At 64.4% G+C, this 17,130-nt stretch carries 20 protein-coding genes; 11 read left to right on the top strand and 9 right to left on the bottom strand.

The features are described 5' to 3' along the window. Positions 1-824 precede the first annotated feature (824 nt). From AC1RRT_RS04080 to AC1RRT_RS04090, 3 genes are all read left to right on the top strand, one after another. On the top strand, positions 825-1,409 hold the full coding sequence (locus tag AC1RRT_RS04080) for a carboxymuconolactone decarboxylase family protein (protein ID WP_493012437.1): 585 nt from the start codon (positions 825-827) through the stop codon (positions 1,407-1,409). Between the two features lie 273 nt (positions 1,410-1,682). Next, complete coding sequence (locus AC1RRT_RS04085) at positions 1,683-2,804, top strand: histidine kinase dimerization/phosphoacceptor domain -containing protein (protein ID WP_493012438.1); 1,122 nt, start codon at positions 1,683-1,685, stop codon at positions 2,802-2,804. Between the two features lie 266 nt (positions 2,805-3,070). Further along, entirely contained in the window at positions 3,071-3,454 is a 384-nt protein-coding gene (locus AC1RRT_RS04090) for a response regulator (protein WP_493012439.1), read from the top strand. 5 nt (positions 3,455-3,459) lie between these two features. On the opposite strand, the gene AC1RRT_RS04095 is transcribed toward AC1RRT_RS04090, so the two are convergent. Continuing rightward, entirely contained in the window at positions 3,460-4,425 is a 966-nt protein-coding gene (locus AC1RRT_RS04095) for an ABC transporter ATP-binding protein (protein WP_493012440.1), read from the bottom strand. A 119-nt stretch (positions 4,426-4,544) separates the two neighbouring features. Between AC1RRT_RS04095 and AC1RRT_RS04100 the strand changes: the two genes are divergently transcribed. Both AC1RRT_RS04100 and polA read left to right on the top strand, forming a co-directional pair. After that, on the top strand, positions 4,545-4,751 hold the full coding sequence (locus AC1RRT_RS04100; RefSeq protein ID WP_493012441.1) for a zinc-finger domain-containing protein: 207 nt from the start codon (positions 4,545-4,547) through the stop codon (positions 4,749-4,751). Positions 4,752-4,772: 21 nt separating this feature from the next. Continuing rightward, complete coding sequence (gene polA, locus AC1RRT_RS04105; protein WP_493012442.1) at positions 4,773-7,682, top strand: DNA polymerase I; 2,910 nt, start codon at positions 4,773-4,775, stop codon at positions 7,680-7,682. A gap of 20 nt (positions 7,683-7,702) precedes the next feature. Here the strand turns inward: polA and AC1RRT_RS04110 are convergent, their stop codons facing one another. Both AC1RRT_RS04110 and AC1RRT_RS04115 read right to left on the bottom strand, forming a co-directional pair. Further along, on the bottom strand, positions 7,703-8,008 hold the full coding sequence (locus tag AC1RRT_RS04110; RefSeq protein WP_493012443.1) for an NIPSNAP family protein: 306 nt from the start codon (positions 8,006-8,008) through the stop codon (positions 7,703-7,705). 14 nt (positions 8,009-8,022) lie between these two features. Next, a complete protein-coding gene (locus AC1RRT_RS04115; protein WP_493012444.1) occupies positions 8,023-8,463 on the bottom strand; it encodes a hypothetical protein in 441 nt (146 codons plus the stop codon). An 81-nt stretch (positions 8,464-8,544) separates the two neighbouring features. Between AC1RRT_RS04115 and AC1RRT_RS04120 the strand changes: the two genes are divergently transcribed. From AC1RRT_RS04120 to AC1RRT_RS04135, 4 genes are all read left to right on the top strand, one after another. Then, on the top strand, positions 8,545-9,633 hold the full coding sequence (locus tag AC1RRT_RS04120) for a malate/lactate/ureidoglycolate dehydrogenase (RefSeq protein ID WP_493012445.1): 1,089 nt from the start codon (positions 8,545-8,547) through the stop codon (positions 9,631-9,633). After that, the gene (locus AC1RRT_RS04125; protein WP_493012446.1) at positions 9,634-10,425 is read left to right on the top strand and encodes a 2-keto-4-pentenoate hydratase; all 792 of its coding nucleotides are present in this window, start codon (positions 9,634-9,636) and stop codon (positions 10,423-10,425) included. A gap of 17 nt (positions 10,426-10,442) precedes the next feature. Further along, positions 10,443-11,462: a zinc-dependent alcohol dehydrogenase family protein gene (locus AC1RRT_RS04130; protein ID WP_493012447.1), complete on the top strand. Its 1,020-nt coding sequence runs from the start codon at positions 10,443-10,445 to the stop codon at positions 11,460-11,462. 64 nt (positions 11,463-11,526) lie between these two features. Next, positions 11,527-12,027 carry a hypothetical protein gene (locus tag AC1RRT_RS04135; protein WP_493012448.1) on the top strand — a complete coding sequence of 167 codons (501 nt, stop codon included), beginning with the start codon at positions 11,527-11,529 and terminating at the stop codon, positions 12,025-12,027. A gap of 6 nt (positions 12,028-12,033) precedes the next feature. On the opposite strand, the gene AC1RRT_RS04140 is transcribed toward AC1RRT_RS04135, so the two are convergent. The 3 genes from AC1RRT_RS04140 to AC1RRT_RS04150 are packed head-to-tail and all read right to left on the bottom strand — an operon-like array spanning position 12,034 to position 13,522. Further along, entirely contained in the window at positions 12,034-12,255 is a 222-nt protein-coding gene (locus AC1RRT_RS04140; RefSeq protein WP_493012449.1) for a nuclear transport factor 2 family protein, read from the bottom strand. Position 12,256: 1 nt separating this feature from the next. Continuing rightward, on the bottom strand, positions 12,257-12,748 hold the full coding sequence (locus AC1RRT_RS04145; RefSeq protein ID WP_493012450.1) for a hypothetical protein: 492 nt from the start codon (positions 12,746-12,748) through the stop codon (positions 12,257-12,259). Positions 12,749-12,757: 9 nt separating this feature from the next. After that, complete coding sequence (locus tag AC1RRT_RS04150; RefSeq protein ID WP_493012451.1) at positions 12,758-13,522, bottom strand: outer membrane protein; 765 nt, start codon at positions 13,520-13,522, stop codon at positions 12,758-12,760. Between the two features lie 294 nt (positions 13,523-13,816). Here AC1RRT_RS04150 and AC1RRT_RS04155 point away from each other — a divergent pair, with 294 nt between their 5' ends. Then, the gene (locus AC1RRT_RS04155) at positions 13,817-14,218 is read left to right on the top strand and encodes a hypothetical protein (RefSeq protein WP_493012452.1); all 402 of its coding nucleotides are present in this window, start codon (positions 13,817-13,819) and stop codon (positions 14,216-14,218) included. Here the strand turns inward: AC1RRT_RS04155 and AC1RRT_RS04160 are convergent. Beyond that, positions 14,182-14,610 (bottom strand): nuclear transport factor 2 family protein, encoded by a 429-nt coding sequence (locus AC1RRT_RS04160; RefSeq protein WP_493012453.1) that lies wholly within the window; start codon positions 14,608-14,610, stop codon positions 14,182-14,184. The genes AC1RRT_RS04155 and AC1RRT_RS04160 overlap by 37 nt on opposite strands. Before the next feature lie 11 nt (positions 14,611-14,621). Next, positions 14,622-15,215, bottom strand: a complete 594-nt coding sequence (locus AC1RRT_RS04165; RefSeq protein WP_493012454.1) for a carboxymuconolactone decarboxylase family protein — start codon at positions 15,213-15,215, stop codon at positions 14,622-14,624. 72 nt (positions 15,216-15,287) lie between these two features. Between AC1RRT_RS04165 and AC1RRT_RS04170 the strand changes: the two genes are divergently transcribed. Next, on the top strand, positions 15,288-16,235 hold the full coding sequence (locus tag AC1RRT_RS04170) for a LysR family transcriptional regulator (RefSeq protein WP_493012455.1): 948 nt from the start codon (positions 15,288-15,290) through the stop codon (positions 16,233-16,235). Here AC1RRT_RS04170 and AC1RRT_RS04175 read toward each other — a convergent pair. Beyond that, positions 16,232-17,122, bottom strand: coding sequence for a LysR family transcriptional regulator (locus tag AC1RRT_RS04175; protein ID WP_493012456.1), 891 nt, complete (start codon positions 17,120-17,122; stop codon positions 16,232-16,234). The two genes, AC1RRT_RS04170 and AC1RRT_RS04175, sit on opposite strands and share 4 nt — an antisense overlap. Positions 17,123-17,130: the final 8 nt, after the last annotated feature.

Below are 17,130 nucleotides of genomic sequence, written 5' to 3' on the forward strand. Positions count from 1 at the left end.
CCGACTCCGTTGCTTCGCCATGAATCCGTTATCCGGTGATTCGCAGGCCACGCCAAGGCCGAATCACCTGCAGGGAATCGCTGATTGCCGGAAAAGTGAAGCCGGAGCCGCGAGATGCGGGCACTTCATGGCGAACATCGCCACAATGCGCATGCTGCGAAAAGCCTCAATGCCTTAGGCGCGGGGCAAGCTTTTTCGCATCAGGTCCCCGACATGCTCATCCGCATTCGGGGACGAGCTGCGACGAGGCCTCGCCAGTTCAAACTGCACCTCAAAATCATGGGGCTTGCACGGGTACATGCTGCCGGTCCGTGTTTTGATGATCCAGTCGCCGCGATCCGCGAACACGGCACTGTCGGCCGTGAATATCGTTGCGCTGGTTTTAGTGACACGCGCGAACCCAGTCCGTACGGCTTCCTTCCACCACCGGGGGGGTTCGTCAAATCCAAAACGAAAAGCCTCGATAATCTCGGGCTTCCTGCGATATCGCATGATCCGTCCCCGTTATTTCCCTGGCCTCTCCGTCCCCGGAAATGCAATTTTTGCCTGAGGTTGGAACGCCATTCCAGCAGAAACGTTCCAGCGCCCTTTCAAAAAATGCGCGCCGCGCTCATCTGAATCGCAGCCCGCAAACCACGCTCCGAGAATTTGCAGATTTCCGCGACGCATCGGTTCCGTATGGCTGACCCCGGTCAAGATCGGGGGAATCGCCCAGTGTCTGGAACCAGTGTCCGGAAATTGAACTAGAGCCGCGCGATCCGGCTGCTAGCCTGCAGCACACGAGTCGCCTGCAGATGCATGCGCCTGCCATTGGAGAAACATGAATGTTCCTGCAAACCATCGCGGAGAAAGACGCCACCGGCCGCATCGCCGAAATCTATGCCGATGAGAAGGCGCGCTTCGGCTTCGTGATGCAGGCCAGCCAGTGCCTGACCACGCGGCCCGACCTGCTACCGCTCTATTACGATTTCAACAAAGCGATCCGCGCCGGCTTCTCACTCGACCTGCGCGCCTGGCGCCTGATCACCCTGATCGCCGCCAAGCACATCCCCTCCACTTACTGCACGCAAGTCTACAGCCAGCAGCTGATCGCCGATCTGGGATCGAAGGACGCCGTGCTGGCGGCGCATCGCGACTTCCGCAATGCGGGCCTGTCGGCGAAAGATGTGGCGATGCTGGCCTATGCTGAGCAGGTCGCCCTGAATGCCGCCGCTGTGACGCAGGCCGATATCGACAGGCTGCGCGCTGCCGGCTTCAGCGACCGCGAGATCGGCGACATCGCCTTCTGCGCCGCCTGGCGTTGCTTCTTCAGCCGTTATCTCGATGCCGTGGGCGCGATGCCGGAAGCCGCCTTCATCGACGAGGACGAAGCCTTCAGCCGGCAGATGACGGTAGGTAAGGCGATTTGAAGCAGCGGAATGGGCGTATGCAGGCGAAATGGTGGAGACACCATGGCGCTGACAATGCCTGTCTGTTCGTCAGGCGACGCACAAATCCGCGCAGTCCAGGTCCATACAGGCAACAGAGCCGCACCACGGCGGACTACCTCGAAATATCACTCGACATACCACCGTAGAGTCGTATCTCTCAAGGCCAGCCCTACAATTCGCAGGCCGTATGAGACGCTCGCCATGATGCCGTCCGTCCAGCCACTGCTTTCTCCGTCAGAGGAGAAGCGGCGCATGGCTGCCGTGCGCCAGCACGACATCCTGGATACCCAACCCGAAGCCGCCTTCGACCATATCGCGGTGATGGCCGCCGACCTGCTGTCGGCGCCAATAGCGATGATCAGCATTGTCGATGAGGACCGCGTCTGGTTCAAATCCCGTCACGGCATGCCCCTGCGGCAGACCGGCCGGGAGCCGGGCCTGTGCGCTTCGGCCATCCTGCAGACGCGCCCCTGGCTGGTATCGGATGCCGAGGCGGACCGGCGGGCGCAGGCGCATCCGCTGGTCACCGGTGATTTCGGCCTGCGCTTCTACCTGGGCATTCCGCTGTGCAGCGCCGATGGCAGCAATATCGGCGCGCTCTGCGTCATGGACCACAAGCCCCGCAGCGTGACCCGCCGGCAGATCGCCAGCCTTGGCAACCTGGCCGCCATTGCCATGGACCAACTCGACCTGCGGCTCGCCGCACGCCGCGCCGCGGCGGCGCTGTCAGAGGTTGCCGCCGACAAGGAAAACGCGCTGCGCCTGGCCGCCACCATGGCCAACGAAATCGACCACCGGGTGATGAACAGCCTGCAGCTCGTCTCGGGTCTGCTGTCGATGCAAAGCCGCAGCCATAGCGACGACGATGTGCCCACCCAGCTCAAGCAGGCGGCCGGCCGCGTCGCCGCCATCGCCAGGGTGCACCAGCATATCTATCTGAGCGAGGGCATCGAGCATGCCGATGTCGCACAATATCTGCAGCGAATCTGCGACGACCTGTCAGTGATGCTGCGCGCCACCGGTCGCGGTGAAATCGCAGTCAGCGGCGCCGAAGTAAAGCTGCCCACCGCACGGATCGTCGCCATCGGCCTGATCATCAACGAACTGGTCACCAACGCGATCAAATACGGCAAGGGCAAGGTCGCGGTCCGCTTTGCCGAGGCTGAGGCCGGCTACGCGTTGTCGGTTTCCGACGAAGGACCCGGCATGCCCGCCGGCCAGGCCGCCGATGCGAGCCGCGGTTTCGGCATGAAGGTGATCCGGCTGCTGGTCAAACAGCTCCATGGCAGCCTTGATTCCGGTGCGCAGAGCAACGGCAGCGGACTGACCGTCACCATCACCTTCCCTCGGGAGATTGCGCTACCCCGTGGCTGAGCAGCCCTTATGACGCCAGCTGTGTTCCGCTGCGACAAAAATCAATCAATTCCTGCTCATCCTCGCTCGATCGGAACCATCGGACCACGAGGTGGTTCCCCCGTCATGCACCAGCATTGCGCTGCCGCCTGGAGTATTTGTCGTTGAAACACTTGGATGGAACGGATGTCACGCTCCACACGGCATCGTCCGCAGACGCGATAATAGCGAATGCCGGCCGGAATCCTGTCGAAGACGGGGCTCTGGCCAATACGCGCTACCCCATCATGCTGCTCAAGGACGCCGGCGAGACTCCGATCTGCATCCTGCTGGTGGAAGACGACCTACTGATCCGCCTGACCACCACCGATTTCCTGGAAAGCTGCGGTTATGTCGTGCTGCAGGCCGAGGATGCCGCCGAGGCGATCGCCAGTTTCGCCCGCGAAATGAATATTGATCTGGTCTTCACCGATCTGCAGATGCCCGGCGAGATGGATGGCATTGGACTGGCCAGATGGGTGAAAGCCAACCATCCCGCCGTGCCGGTGATCGTCACCTCCGGCGTCGTCGCCGCCTGCGACGACGATATCGGGCCGATGATCCGCAAGCCCTACGATCTGGACGTGGTGCACCAATGCATCCAGGACGCCCTGCGCAAGGGTGCCGAATAACCCTTTTATGCCGCGCGGCTGCTGGTCAGTTCGAGGAACAGGTCTTCCAGGTCGGCTTCCTGGGTCGAGAGATCGATGATCTCCAGACCCGCCGCCTGCACCAGCGCCAGCACACGCGGAAACGGCGTGGCGCTGGGACGGTAATGCAGCCGCAGGCGACGCGGCCCCAGCAGTTCCGGGCTCAAACTGGCTAGAGAGGCCGGCGCGGCCGAGAGATCAGCGCCCAGTGTGAGGATCACATCCTTGCGGTCGAGCTTCGACAGCAGCGCCGGGGTTTCGCCCTGCGCCACGATACGGCCGTGATTGACGATGGCGATGTGGTCGCACAGCGCCTCGGCCTCTTCCAGGTAATGCGTGGTCAGCACCACGGTGACACCCGACTTGTTCAGCTCGCGGATATAGGCCCAGAGCTGCTGGCGCAGTTCGATATCGACGCCCGCAGTGGGTTCATCCAGCACCAGCACCGGCGGCGCATGCACCAGCGCCTTGGCCACCAGCAGGCGCCGCCGCATGCCGCCCGAGAGCGTGCGCGCATAGGCCTGCGCCTTGTCGGTCAGCCCCATGGCGGCGAGGATTTCAGCCGTGCGGCGTTCGGCCTTGGGTACGCCATAGAGGCCGGCCTGGAATTCCAGCGCCTCTTCCGGCGTGAAGAAGGGATCGAGGTTGAGCTCCTGCGGCACCACGCCGATGGCGGCCCGCGCCATGCGGGTGTCGCTGTCGATGTCATGGCCCCAGACCATGGCCTGGCCGGCGGTCTTGCGCACCAGGCCGGCGAGAATGTTGATCAGGGTGGATTTGCCAGCCCCGTTGGGACCAAGAAGCCCGAAAAAGCTGCCGCGCGCGATGTCGAGCGAGACGCCATGCAGCGCCTGCTTGGCCTTGGCGCCAGAGCCGTAAATCTTGACCAGATCGCGCACCGAAATGGCGGCATTCCGGTCCGGAACCGAGGCGGTCGACGGGGTGTCTGACATTGTCTTTATGGCCTGAAAGGCTGGCGTGGCGAGCGGCCCTGCGGTAGGTATCACCAGATGCCGGGCTGGTCAATTTACCCGCCCGCACCGACTGCCTCGATCAGCCTTTGGAGACCCCCATGCAGGCCACCAAATCCCCCTCTGCATCCGCCTCGGCCCCAGAGACGATCACCGTCGAGAGCCCGGTCATCGCCTGCGATGGCGGCGGCGGCGCGCTGGGCCATCCGCGCGTCTACCTGAACATGGGCGAGAAGCACCAGATCGACTGCCCCTATTGCGGCCGCCTCTACCTGCTGAAGGAAGGCGCTGGTGGCCACGGCCATTAAGGCCGGGCTGCATTCTTCATAATGGCTGACAGCAAGCACCGCCTCTACCTCGTCGACGGCTCGGGCTACATCTTCCGCGCCTATCACGCCCTGCCGCCGCTGACGCGCAAATCCGACGGCATGCCGATCGGCGCCGTCTCGGGCTTTTGCAACATGCTCTCGTCCCTCCGGGACAAAGCCGAGCATGACGAGGCGGTCAGCCATATGGCCGTGATCTTCGATGCCGGCCGCGAAACTTTTCGCAGCGAGATCTATCCCGAATACAAGGCCAACCGCAGCGAGACGCCGGAAGACTTGATCCCGCAATTCGCGCCGATCCGCGAAGCGACGCGGGCCTTTGGTCTGCCCTCCATCGAAAAGAGCGGCTTCGAGGCCGACGACATCATCGCGACCTACGCCCGCATCGCCAACGAAGCCGGCATGGAAGTCTGCATCGTGTCGTCCGACAAGGACCTGATGCAGCTTGTCCGCCCAGCTACTGATAAAGATCCTGGCATCGGCATGATGGATCCGATGAAGGATCGCAGCATCGGCCCGGCCGAGGTGCTGGAGAAATTCGGCGTGGCGCCTGACAAGGTGATCGACGTGCAGGCCCTGGCCGGTGATTCTACCGACAACGTGCCCGGCGTGCCCGGCATCGGCGTCAAGACGGCGGCCGAGCTGATCAACACCTATGGCGACCTGGAGACGCTGCTGGCGCGCGCCGGCGAGATCAAGCAGCCCAAGCGCCGCGAGACCTTGCAGACCAATGCCGACAAGGCGCGCATCTCATACCAGCTGGTGAAGCTGAAAGACGACGTGCCGCTGGAGCTGGGGCTGGACGACCTCAAGCTGTCGCCGGTGGAATGGCCCAGGCTCTCGGCCTTCCTCAACGAGATGGAATTCCGCACGCTGACCAGCCGGATTGAGAACCGGCTGAAGATGCGCGGAACGGATATGTCCGGCGGCGCGCCCATACTTCAGAGTGGGGGTGTTACTGCACGGCCCGGCGCGCCAATCGGTGCCCAGCCGAGTGCGCCGGTAGCCTCGTCGCATCGCGCCACCACGCCGATCGCCTACCCCGGTGAAGGCGGACCCGAGCAGCCGGCGGTCAGCCGCGACCGCTATGAGCTGGTGCAGGATCTGGGCGCGCTGCAGCGCTGGATCGCGCGTGGCTTCGAGGCCGGCATCATCGCCTTCGACACCGAGACGACCGACTTATCTCCGACCAAGGCCAACCTGGTCGGCATTTCGCTGGCCGTCGCGCCGGGCGAGGCCTGCTATATCCCGGTCGGGCATATTGCGCCAGGCGGCGGCGGGCTGGATTTCTCGGGCGATGGCGCCATCAAGCAGCTGGCGGTGAAAGAGGCGCTCGATGCGCTGAAGCCCCTGCTCGCCGATCCGGGCGTGCTGAAAATCGGCCAGAACATCAAATACGACATGGCGGTGCTGAACGGCCATGGCGTCGAGATCGTGTCCTACGACGACACGATGCTGATCTCGTATTCGCTCGATGCCGGTAAACATGGTCATGGCATGGATGAGCTGTCCGAGCGCCATCTCGGCCATACGCCAATCAGCTATGACGAGGTGACCGGCACCGGCAAGGCGCGCATTTCCTTTGCCGAAGTGGCGCTGGACAAGGCGCGCGACTATGCCGCCGAAGACGCCGATGTGACGCTGCGGCTTTATCATGTGCTGAAGCCGCGCCTGCTGGCCGAGAAACAGGTCACGCTCTACGAGACCATCGAGCGGCCGTTGCCCAGCGTCGTCTGCGCCATGGAATGCGCCGGCATCAAGGTCGATCCGGCCGAACTCAACCGCCTGTCGGCGGATTTCGCGCAGCGCATGGAGACCTTCGAAAAGAAGGCGCATGAGCTGGCCGAGGAGAGCTTCAATATCGGCTCGCCCAAGCAGCTCGGCGAGATCCTGTTCGACAAGATGAAACTGCCCGGCGGCAAGAAGGGCAAGACCGGGGCCTACTCGACCGGCGCGGAAATCCTGGAGGAACTGGCCGCCGAGGGCCATGAACTGCCGCGCGTCGTCGTCGACTGGCGCCAGCTGGCCAAGCTGAAAAGCACCTACGCCGATGCGCTGGTCGCCTCGATCAACCCCAAGACCGGCCGCGTGCACACCTCCTTCTCGCTCTCGGCCACCAATACCGGGCGCTTCGCGTCCAGCGATCCGAACCTGCAGAACATTCCGGTGCGCACCGAGGAAGGCCGCAAGATCCGCAAGGCCTTCGTCGCCGAGAAGGGCCACAAGCTGGTCTCGGCCGACTATTCGCAGATCGAGCTGCGCATCCTCGCGCATATCGCCGATATCGGCGCCTTGAAGGATGCCTTCCGCGACGGCATCGACATCCACGCGCTGACCGCCAGCCAGGTGTTTGCCACGCCGGTCGAAGGCATGGACCCGATGGTGCGCCGCGCCGCGAAAGCCATCAACTTCGGCATCATCTACGGCATGAGCGCCTTCGGCCTGGCCGCCCAACTCGGCATCCCGCAGCGCGAGGCGCAGAGCTATATCGAGGCCTATTTCCAGCGCTATCCGGGCATCCGCGCCTATATGGACAGCACCAAGAAGCAGGTGAAGGAACAGGGCTTCGTCACCACGCTCTATGGTCGCCGCGTGCATTTCCCCAACATCAATTCCAAGAACCCGGCCGAACGCAATTTCCTCGAGCGCGCCGCCATCAACGCGCCGATCCAGGGCTCGGCCGCCGACATCATCAAACGCGCCATGGCCAAGCTGCCTGCCGCTATTGCCGCCGAGGGCCTGAAGGCCCGCATGCTGCTGCAGGTGCATGACGAACTGGTGTTCGAAGCCGCCGATGCGGAAGTGGATGCGCTGATCGCGGTGGCCAAGCGCGTGATGCAGGGCGCTGCGTCACTCGACGTGCCGCTGACCGTGGAAGCCGGCGTCGGCCTAAACTGGGAAGAGGCGCATTAAGCGCCTCGCCTGTTTTCGCTTTACTCGAACACCGGCCGGAAGAAGCTGCGCTCGTAGCGGCGGAAGCATTGCGTCCGCGCGTAGAAGGCCATGGCGGCCTGGCAGTCCGGGTCTTTCACGGCGGCAACGCGGTACTGCTCATACGCCGCCATCGAGGGGAAGCTGAACGAGGCAAGCGCAATGTCGCTGGCGCCTTCGGATGGCATCAGGTAGCCGTGATGGGTGCCGCCCAGCTTGTTGACCAGCCGGATCCACATCTTCCCGTATTCCTCGAAGTCTTTCAGCTTGTCGGCATCGACTTCGTAGCGCAGGAAGCAGGTGATCATTTCGCGCCGTTATCTTATTTGGCTGCGATGCAGCGGTCGACGATGGCGCCGCAGGGCTCCATCACCTCACGGCCGGTGGCGGTGCGGCCGCGGAATTCCAGGGCGGTGACGCGGTTGTTCTGCAGGAAGAAGGTCGCCTCGCAGTAGCGGAAATAATCCGTCGCCATCTCGCCACGCCCGGACGGCGAGAAGCCGACCCCGGTCTGCACCGTGGCGCTGCGGCTGGTCTCGCGGAAATAGCTCCAGATATCGACGCCGTTCTCGCGGTTGAGCGCGGTCGGCTGGCCGGCACATGCTTTGAGCTGGTCGCCGCTGACGCCCAGCAGCTCGGTGCGGGCGCGCTCGGCCTTGTGTTCCAGCGGCGAGGCACAGCCGGCAAGCATTGCGGCGGCGGCGAAGGCGGAGAGAATCTTGTGCATGAGATGCACTTTGCCGCAACGCGGAAGACTGGTCAAACCTTCTCCGTATAAGGTTCACCCGTTGTCCGGACCCGCCCTTTCCGATAAACCGGATGGCAACCAGGAGGACCCGAGACCATGGGTGGATATGTCACCGTCAAGCCGGACAACCTGCGCGCCGCCGTGCGCCATATCTGCATCGCCGGCGGGAGCAACGAGCGCGAAGCCGCCCTGGTCGCCGACAACCTGGTGCTGGCCAACCTGACCGGCCATGACAGCCACGGCGTCGGCATGCTGCCGCAGTATATCCTGGCCGCCGTGGAGAAACGCCTGGTGGTGAACCAGTCGGTCAGCGTGATGAGCGATGCCGGCGCCATCCTCAACCTCGATGGCGGCATGGGCTATGGCCAGGTGATCGGTCATGAAGCCATGGAGCTGGGCATCCGCCGCGCCAAGGAGACCGGCGCCTGCATCGTGTCTTTACGCAACAGCCATCATATCGGCCGCATCGGCCACTGGGGCGAGCAATGCGCCGCCGCCGGCATGGTGTCGACGCATTATGTGAATGTGGTTGGCCGCCCCGCTCTCGTGGCGCCCTATGGCGGCGCGGACGCGCGCTTCGCCACCAATCCCTATTGCTGCGCCATCCCCGCGACCGAGCCCGGTGGCGAGCCGATCGTGCTCGACATGGCGACCAGCCGCATTGCCATGGGCAAGGTGCGCGTCGCCATGAACAAGGGCGAGCAGATCGCGCCCGGCACACTGATCGATTCAAAGGGTGGACCGACCAACGACCCGAAGACCATGTTCAATACGCCCATCGGCGCGATCCTGGCCTTTGGCGAGCACAAGGGCTATGGCCTCGCCGTGATCGCCGAGCTGCTGGCCGGCGCCCTGACCGGCGGCATCACCATGCATGATGGCAGCTGGGCGAAAAACACCATCACCAACAACATGCTTTCCATTATCATCGATCCCTCGAAACTGGGCGGCGCGGATACCTGGAAAGCCGAGACGGCCGCCTTTGTCGACTGGGTGAAGAAGTCGCCGCCGGGGAGTGGCAGTTCTGGCGTCATGGTGGCCGGCGAGCCTGAGCGCAAGTCGAAGGCCAAGCGCAGCGCCGAGGGCATTCCGGTGGACGAGACGACCTGGACGGAAATCATCGCGGCCGGCGAGTCCGTGAAAGTCTCGGCCTCGCAGACCAATGCAGCAGCGGGGCTCGCATAAATGAGCAAGGACGACCTTATCCAGACGGCGGCGCAGCGCCTGCGCGAGGCCAGCGAAACCGGCAAGGCCTGCGCGCCGATCCGCGACCTGTTCCCCGAGATGGATCTCGCCTCGGCCTATGCCGTGCAGGCGGTGAACCGCGACCACTGGCTCAAGTCGGGACGCCGCGCGGTCGGCCGCAAGATCGCGTTGAGCGCCAAGGCGGCGCAGACGTCGCTCGGCCTGAAGGAGCCGGCCTTTGGCATACTCTATGCCGACATGCTGCTGGGCGACGGCGACGAGGTGGCGCTGGGCCGCGTGCTGCAGCCGCGCGTCGAGGGCGAGGTCGCCATCGTGCTGGAGCGCGACCTGGCGATGGAACAGCCGACGCTGGCCGACATCTATCGCGCCGTGGGCTACTGCGTCACCGCCATCGAGGTGGTGGGCAGCCGCATCGCCAACCTGGACGCCAAGACCGTCGACCTGATCGCCGACAATGCCAATGGCGGCGCCTTCGTGCTGGGCAATCCGGTGCGCAAGCTGGACGGCCTCGACCTGCGCCGCATGCCGATGCACATGACCAAGGCCGGCCAGACAATCGCCGAAGGCACCGGCGAACTGGTCTACGGCAATCCGCTCCATGCGCTGACCTGGCTCGCCGGCCGCATGGTGCTGGATGAAATGCCGCTGAAAGCGGGCGACGTGATCATGACCGGGACTTACTTCCCGATGCAGCCCGCCAGCCCCGGCGACCAGTTCGAGGTGATCGCCGAGGGCCTCGGACGCTGCAGTATCGCCTTCGCAGCCCAGTAAACAGACAGGAACAGCCCATGCGCGCGATCGAACTGCGAAGCTTCTCGGTCGACGCGCTCACCATGACCGAGCGCCCCGAGCCGCTGCCCGGCCCGGGCGAGGTGCTGGTCAAGGTCAAAGCCGTGTCGCTGAACTTCCGCGACTGGCTGATGGCGCTGGGCAGCTACAATCCGAAGCAGAGGCTGCCGCTGATTCCCATTTCCGATGGCGCCGGCGAAGTGATCGGCGTGGGGACCGGCGTCACGCAATTCAAGACCGGCGACCGCGTGCTGGGGCATTTCTTCCCGGCCTGGCTCAGCGGCGAACCCAGCGTGGAGAAATTCTCGGTCTCCATGGGCGGCCCGCTCGATGGCTGGCTCTGCGAGCAGCGCGTCTATCGCGCCGAGGCGCTGTCGCCCATTCCCGAGCACCTGACTTATGAGGAAGCCGCCGCCCTGCCCTGCGCGGCGCTGACCGCCTGGAGCGCCATTGTCACCCACGGCCAGGTCAAGCCCGGCGACCGCGTGCTGATCCAGGGCACCGGCGGCGTGGCGCTGTTCGCCTTGCAGTTTGCCAAGCTCTGCGGCGCCGAGGTGATCATGACCTCGTCCAGCGACGAGAAGCTGCTGCGGGTGAAGGCCATGGGCGCCGACCACACCATCAACTACAAGACCGACCCGCAATGGGGCCGTACGGCGCGGGCCTTGAGCGGCGGCGCGGGGCTGGACCATATCGTGGAGCTCGGCGGCGCCGGCACGCTGATGCAGTCGATCCGCGCCGTCCGTCCCGGCGGCTTCATTGCCATGATCGGCGTGCTGTCGGGCGCCGCCAGCAACGATCTGCTGCTGCCGCTGGTGGTGATGCAGCAGGTGCGGCTGCAGGGCGTGACGGTGGGCGCCAAGGACGGCCTGGACGCCATGCTGCGCGCCATGACATTGGCGAAGCTGCATCCGGTGCTCGACACCACGTTTGAATTCTCGCAGAACGACGTGCGCGCCGCCTATGGCCATATGGGCGGCGGCATTCACTTCGGTAAGATTGTGATCGAGCTGGATTAAAGTATCCAGAAATCCCGCTTTCGGGCATACTTGGGCATCATCAGCCGCTGCCCCGAGCTCCGCCATGTATCTCTTCCTGCTCACCTTCATCCATGTCGCCATCAGCATCGTCGCCGCCTTTGCCGGCGTGGTGATGCTGGCCGACCGGCTGCGCGGCCGCACCCCCGATGGCTGGGAGAAGCTGTTCATCTGGACCGCGCTGTTCACCAGCGCCTCGGGCTACCTGTTCCCCGCCACGCAGATCACCCCGCCGCATATCGTGGGCGCGGCGGCGCTGCTGACCTTTGCCGTCGCGCTGCTGGCACGCCGCAAGAAACTGGCCGGCCGCTGGCGTTCGATCTATGCCGCCAGCCTGGTGGTCAGCGTCTACTGGCTCACCTTCGTCTTCATCGCCGAGGCCTTCCTGCGCGTGCCACGCATCGGTGCCTATGCGCCGACGCTGGGCGAGCCGCCCTTTGCCGTCGCGCAGGCCATCGCGCTGGTGGTCTTCGCGCCGCTATGCTGGCTGGTGGTGCGCAAGGCGCGCCAGACTGCGGTGTCTGCCGGCGCAACCTATCCTGCGTAAGACTGTCTATCCCGCGTAAGGCAGCACGCGTTCGGCCAGCGCCGTATCCATGTATTCCGTGATGGCCACCACCTGGCCATCACGGAAGGTGAAGATCATGCAATAGCGGTTCTCGTAGGCGCCGCGCTTGGTGCGATTAAGCCCGCGCGCCTCCACCACCACACGATCGCCCTCGGCAATGAAGGCCTCGGCCACGCAACGGTTCGGGCCATCGAACTGGGCATTCACCTCAGGGTGGGGGGTTCAAGCCCGTGCTGATCAGGACATTCGGTGCGGGGCCCCAAACATACATCGTGTAGGAGATCGTTTCGGTGTGATCGCAAGCCACCGGCGGCAGGATGTCGAAGAGGGTCGTGCCACCGGGAAAGAAGAGATAGATATAGCACGTATTCTCAACGAAATTATCGACGATCTGAAACCAGTACAGCAGGGTGTTGTTCTGGTCGAAGACATTCGCGGAAATGAAGCCGCTGCCGCAGGTGGGATAATGGTCGCTCTCGGTGACAAAACTCCATAAGGCATTGGGCTGGATCTGATGATAGGCGAGCTGCTGCGCGTCCCAGCATTGCATCGTCACCCTTTGCACCGTGATAGCGGCGCCGGTCCCGTTCCATATCCAGCCCTGGAATTTGATCTGCTCGACTTGCGCCTGGGCTGGCGCCGGCGCCAGCACCGACAGCAATGCCGCAAGGGCGAGATAGAGAAGCCTGCAGGCTGCCATGTCCCCGGCCTAGTTGAAGCGGTACGTGAGGCCGAGGAACAGGCCATGGGTATCGAGATCGGCCGAGTGAAGCATGGTGCCGCCCGAGTTATTGGTCGAGGTGACATTAGACACCGAGTTGACCTCTCCGAACCGCGTAAAGAGATAATCACCCCGCAGCGACCAGTTGCCGCTCAGCGCATACTCGCCGCCGAACCCGATGCTCCAGCCCGCCACGAACTGCTCTTTCGAGACCTTGGAAAACCCACTGAAGGCGTTGTCGGTATACTGGGCGTCGAATTTCACCCGCGTGGCGGCGACGCCGCCGGTGATGTAACCGAGCCAGTTATCCTGCGCCCATCCCAGCTTGGGACGCAGCGTTGCCATCCAGTCGGCCTTGACCGATTGCCGGATGGTGCTCTGCGAACCCGGATTCGCATCCATCTCCTGTCGCCGGACACTCTCTTGATCGATGAAAAGGGTATTGGCGCTCGCCTCGATGCCGACGAGGACATGGCCGAACTGCATCCCGTAGCCGCCGGCCAGAGCGCCGGACGGACGCCACTGGTCGATATCGTTCTTGCCGACCCGGGCGATCTGGCTGGCATCGGTCGCATCGAAGTATTGGAGCCGCCCGGTAACCGTCTTCATATCCGCGGTTCCGTTGGTCGCGCCCGCGAGGCCGCTGATATACAGACCTGACCAGTCCACGACGGCTGGCGCCGACTGCGCCATCGCGCTGCCGCCAGCCCCGGCGGTCAGCACCCCCAGCACACCAATCACAAAACAGCGCATATTGCCCCCCCGAGCATGCTCCCACTTATTGCCAGATTTGCAATAATTGCGGGGTTTGTCACCTGGGCAACAGCCCGCCCCGGTGGATTTGAGACGGATTGGACAAACAAGTGCGACAAATAAGAAAGCCTGCCGTGGCCTGCGTCGTCTTTGCACAAGCAGACCATGTATGCGTTCCAAATTCTTACTCGCCAGCGATATCGGTGGCGCGAACCAGACCGCGCATTATCAGAGCCGGATCAGGTGCTGCAGCGCGGCTAGACGTCGCATAAACCGGCCACTAGCCTGCACCGCATGCTCCCGCCCCGCCTCGCCACCAGTTTCCTGGCCACCGCGCTGCTGACCAGCGCCACCGGTTTCCTGTTTCCCTTCGCCGTCTTCCTGCCCTCACATGGCACCGCCATCGTGGCGCTGCTGGTGCTGGCCGTGATCCTGCCGGCGCGCTATCGCTTCGGGATGGCCGGCGCCTGGCGCGCGATCTATGCCGGCGGCACGGTGGCCAGCCTGTTCCTGCTTGTCTTCGTGGCCATCGCCCAGACCTTTGCCAAGGTGCCAGGCTTACGCGCCGTGGCGCCGACGCAGTCGGAACCGCCCTTTCTGATCACCGAAAGCCTGACGCTGGCGCTGTTCGTCGTGCTCGGCATCCTGGCGGTGCGCAACTATCGCGCCGCGTCGCCCGCCGCGCTGTCGGCATAGGGCAGCACGCGTTCGGCCAGCGCCGTATCCATGTATTCCGTGATGGCCGCCACCTGGCCGTCACGGAAGGTGAAGATCATGCAATAGCGGTTCTCGTAGGCGCCACGCTTGGTGCGATTAAGCCCGCGCGCCTCCACCACCACACGATCGCCCTCGGCAATGAAGGCCTCGGCCACGCAACGGTTCGGGCCATCGAACTGGGCATTCACCTTGGCCAGCAGATCGCCCAGCACCGCCGCCTTGCCGGCATAGTGCAGCGGCCAGTCCCTGCCGCCGGCAATCGTCCAGGTCACGTCATCGGCCATCAGCCCGACGAACAGCCGGCCGTTGCCCTCGGCCGTGCCGGCGAAGGCCTCCTGCAGGCGGCGCTTGTTGTCGGCTGCGCTGCTCATGCCGTGCGCCGTCATGCCGCCACCCCACGCGGGAAGGCAGCCGCCATCGGCTCCATCGGCAGGCGCAGCCCGTTGGCCAGATAGGCCACCGTGCGGTAATAGCCGGCCAGCAGCAGCAGCTCCATGATGGCCTCCGGACTGTAGCGACCGCTCAGCTCGCCCCACAGGCCATCGGGGATATCGGCGCTGGCATGCAGCGCATCGGCCAGCCGGATCATCAGCCGGTCATCCGCCTCCCAGCAGGCATCCTCGGCATTGCCGTAGACGGTGGAGAAAATCTGGTTGTCATCCAGGCCGGCATCCTTGCTGAAGAAACGGATGCGCAGGCCCCATTCATATTCGCAACGGCAGTTCGCCGTGACGCGCAGCAGCAGCACCTCGCGCTGGTGCAGGGCAACATTGCTGCCCTCGAAATAGATCGGCGCGCCTTTGACGAAGCGGTGGAACAGGTTGCCGTCGCGCGCCAGGGCGGTGAACAGCGCAAAGGGCGGCTGCCAGCCAGTCGGCAGGCGGTCGAGCACGGCCTGGATGTCGGGCGCATGGGGCGGCGAGGCGAGGTCAATGCGCGGCGGGCGCGGACGGGCGGCGATGCGGGTCGTGGTCATGGCGTCTCTCCGATAGCGGTTTCAGGGCGGAGCATGCGCCGGATCGAATCATTCTTCCAATCGATGATTGATATGACCTATATTCGTTTCATGAATTTATCCGCCCTCGACCTCAACCTGCTGGTGGCGCTGGATGCGCTGGTCACCGACATCCATGTCGGCCGCGCCGCCACCCGCGTGGGCCTGTCGCAGCCGGCGATGAGCCATGCGCTGCGCCGCCTGCGCGACATTCTGGGCGATCCCCTGCTGGTGCGCGTGGGGACAGGCATGGAGCTGACGCCGCGCGCCCAGAGCCTGCGCGCACCGTTGCGCGAGACGCTGGAGCAGGTGCGCGGGCTGTTCGTCGCTGATGGCTTTGATCCGAGCAGCAGCAGCCGGCGTTTCGCGCTGATGGTGCCCGATCACCTGACCAACCTGATCATGCCGCCACTGGTGCAGCGCGTAGCCGCGGAAGCGCCGGGCCTGCGGCTGGATGTGACGCCCTGGCGCGGCATTTCCTACCTGGGGCCGGATTTCTCACGCAGCATCGACTTCGTGGTGAACTGCCATAACGATGCCTTCCCGGGCTTTCATTATCAGCGGTTGTTCGGCGATTGCGATGTGCTGGCAGTGCGGCGCGGCCATCCGCTGGCGGCGACGCTGAAAAAACGCGCGGTGTTCCTGACCGCCCGCCATGTCGGCGTGATCGGGCGGGGCCTGCGTGAGGACCTGATCGACACCTGGCTGCAGGCCAATGCGGGCTATACCCGGCCGCTGGCGCTGACCGTGCCGAGCTATCTGCAGGCCCTGCATATCGTGGCGCGCAGCGACCTGGTCGCCTTCGTGCCCAGCCGCATGATCGCCAGTCTGAGCGACCAGCTGGGAATCATCGCCGTGCAGCCGCCCATCGCGCCGGAGGGCGATACCGAATACGTATTCTGGCCGACGCGCACCCAGAACGATCCCGGCGCGATCTGGCTGCGCCAGCATCTGATCGCGGTCGGCCGCGAGATCGACAGACAGAAGCGGAAAGCGGCCTAGAGCCCGGCCAGCGAAAGCCGCGCCGCGATGAAGTCGATCAGCAGCCGCAGGCGCGCCGGCATCACGCCGGGCAGCCAGACCATCTGCAGTGGCATCGGCGAGGTCTCGAATTCAGACAGCAGCAGCTCCAGCCGGCCGTCATCGAGATAGGGCCTGATCTGATAAAGCGGCGCCTGACCGATCCCTAAGCCCGCCACCACCGCCTCGATGCGGGCCGGCGCGGTGTCGGAGCGGAAGCGGCCCTTCACCGGTATCTGCTCTGCCGTCTCGCCTTCGCCGAACTGCCAGGCGTCGTTGCTGTGATGGCTGAAGCGCGTCACGCAGTCATGCGCCTTCAGATCCTCGGGCACCTGCGGCCGGCCGCGCGCCGCCAGATAGCGCGGCGATGCGAAGATGACACGCCGTATCAGGCCCAGGCGTCGCACGCGCAATGTTGAATCCTCGAGGAATCCGAACTGCACGGCCAGATCGAAATTCTCGGCCAGCAGGTCGACATAGCGGTCCTCCAGCGAAAGCTCGATATCAACGGCGGGATGACGCTCCATGAAGGCGGTCAACACCGGCAGCACATGGGCGACGCCGAAACGCGAAGACGCCGCGACGCGGATGCGGCCGGCCAGGCCGATGCCCTCTTCAGCCACCGCTTCACGCGCCAGGTCGAGATCGGCCAGTACCGGCTTCAGGCGCTGGTAGAACTTGCGGCCGGCATCGGTGACGCGGCTCTGTCGCGTGGTGCGCGCCACCAGCTCGACGCCCAGCTCCTGCTCCAGCATCTGCAGCGAGCGGCTGACCGCCTGCAGCGAACGGCCGAGCTGGCGTGCCGCCCCGGTCAGGCTGCCGCGATCCACGATAGCCACAAAAGACCGGTAATCTGCTAATTCTGACATTTATTATC

The sequence above is a fragment of the Ferrovibrio sp. GW821-FHT12B10 genome (assembly GCF_058807515.1).

What these genes read in the sequence shown, in the direction of transcription:
- AC1RRT_RS04080 (WP_493012437.1), top strand. Translation starts at nt 825, where the DNA reads ATGTTCCTGCAAACCATCGCGGAGAAAGACGCCACCGGCCGCATCGCC.
- AC1RRT_RS04085 (WP_493012438.1), top strand. Translation starts at nt 1,683, where the DNA reads ATGGCTGCCGTGCGCCAGCACGACATCCTGGATACCCAACCCGAAGCC.
- AC1RRT_RS04090 (WP_493012439.1), top strand. Translation starts at nt 3,071, where the DNA reads ATGCTGCTCAAGGACGCCGGCGAGACTCCGATCTGCATCCTGCTGGTG.
- AC1RRT_RS04095 (WP_493012440.1), bottom strand. Translation starts at nt 4,425, where the DNA reads ATGTCAGACACCCCGTCGACCGCCTCGGTTCCGGACCGGAATGCCGCC.
- AC1RRT_RS04100 (WP_493012441.1), top strand. Translation starts at nt 4,545, where the DNA reads ATGCAGGCCACCAAATCCCCCTCTGCATCCGCCTCGGCCCCAGAGACG.
- polA (WP_493012442.1), top strand. Translation starts at nt 4,773, where the DNA reads ATGGCTGACAGCAAGCACCGCCTCTACCTCGTCGACGGCTCGGGCTAC.
- AC1RRT_RS04110 (WP_493012443.1), bottom strand. Translation starts at nt 8,008, where the DNA reads ATGATCACCTGCTTCCTGCGCTACGAAGTCGATGCCGACAAGCTGAAA.
- AC1RRT_RS04120 (WP_493012445.1), top strand. Translation starts at nt 8,545, where the DNA reads ATGGGTGGATATGTCACCGTCAAGCCGGACAACCTGCGCGCCGCCGTG.
- AC1RRT_RS04125 (WP_493012446.1), top strand. Translation starts at nt 9,634, where the DNA reads ATGAGCAAGGACGACCTTATCCAGACGGCGGCGCAGCGCCTGCGCGAG.
- AC1RRT_RS04130 (WP_493012447.1), top strand. Translation starts at nt 10,443, where the DNA reads ATGCGCGCGATCGAACTGCGAAGCTTCTCGGTCGACGCGCTCACCATG.
- AC1RRT_RS04135 (WP_493012448.1), top strand. Translation starts at nt 11,527, where the DNA reads ATGTATCTCTTCCTGCTCACCTTCATCCATGTCGCCATCAGCATCGTC.
- AC1RRT_RS04145 (WP_493012450.1), bottom strand. Translation starts at nt 12,748, where the DNA reads ATGGCAGCCTGCAGGCTTCTCTATCTCGCCCTTGCGGCATTGCTGTCG.
- AC1RRT_RS04150 (WP_493012451.1), bottom strand. Translation starts at nt 13,522, where the DNA reads ATGCGCTGTTTTGTGATTGGTGTGCTGGGGGTGCTGACCGCCGGGGCT.
- AC1RRT_RS04155 (WP_493012452.1), top strand. Translation starts at nt 13,817, where the DNA reads ATGCTCCCGCCCCGCCTCGCCACCAGTTTCCTGGCCACCGCGCTGCTG.
- AC1RRT_RS04160 (WP_493012453.1), bottom strand. Translation starts at nt 14,610, where the DNA reads ATGAGCAGCGCAGCCGACAACAAGCGCCGCCTGCAGGAGGCCTTCGCC.
- AC1RRT_RS04165 (WP_493012454.1), bottom strand. Translation starts at nt 15,215, where the DNA reads ATGACCACGACCCGCATCGCCGCCCGTCCGCGCCCGCCGCGCATTGAC.
- AC1RRT_RS04170 (WP_493012455.1), top strand. Translation starts at nt 15,288, where the DNA reads ATGACCTATATTCGTTTCATGAATTTATCCGCCCTCGACCTCAACCTG.
- AC1RRT_RS04175 (WP_493012456.1), bottom strand. Translation starts at nt 17,122, where the DNA reads ATGTCAGAATTAGCAGATTACCGGTCTTTTGTGGCTATCGTGGATCGC.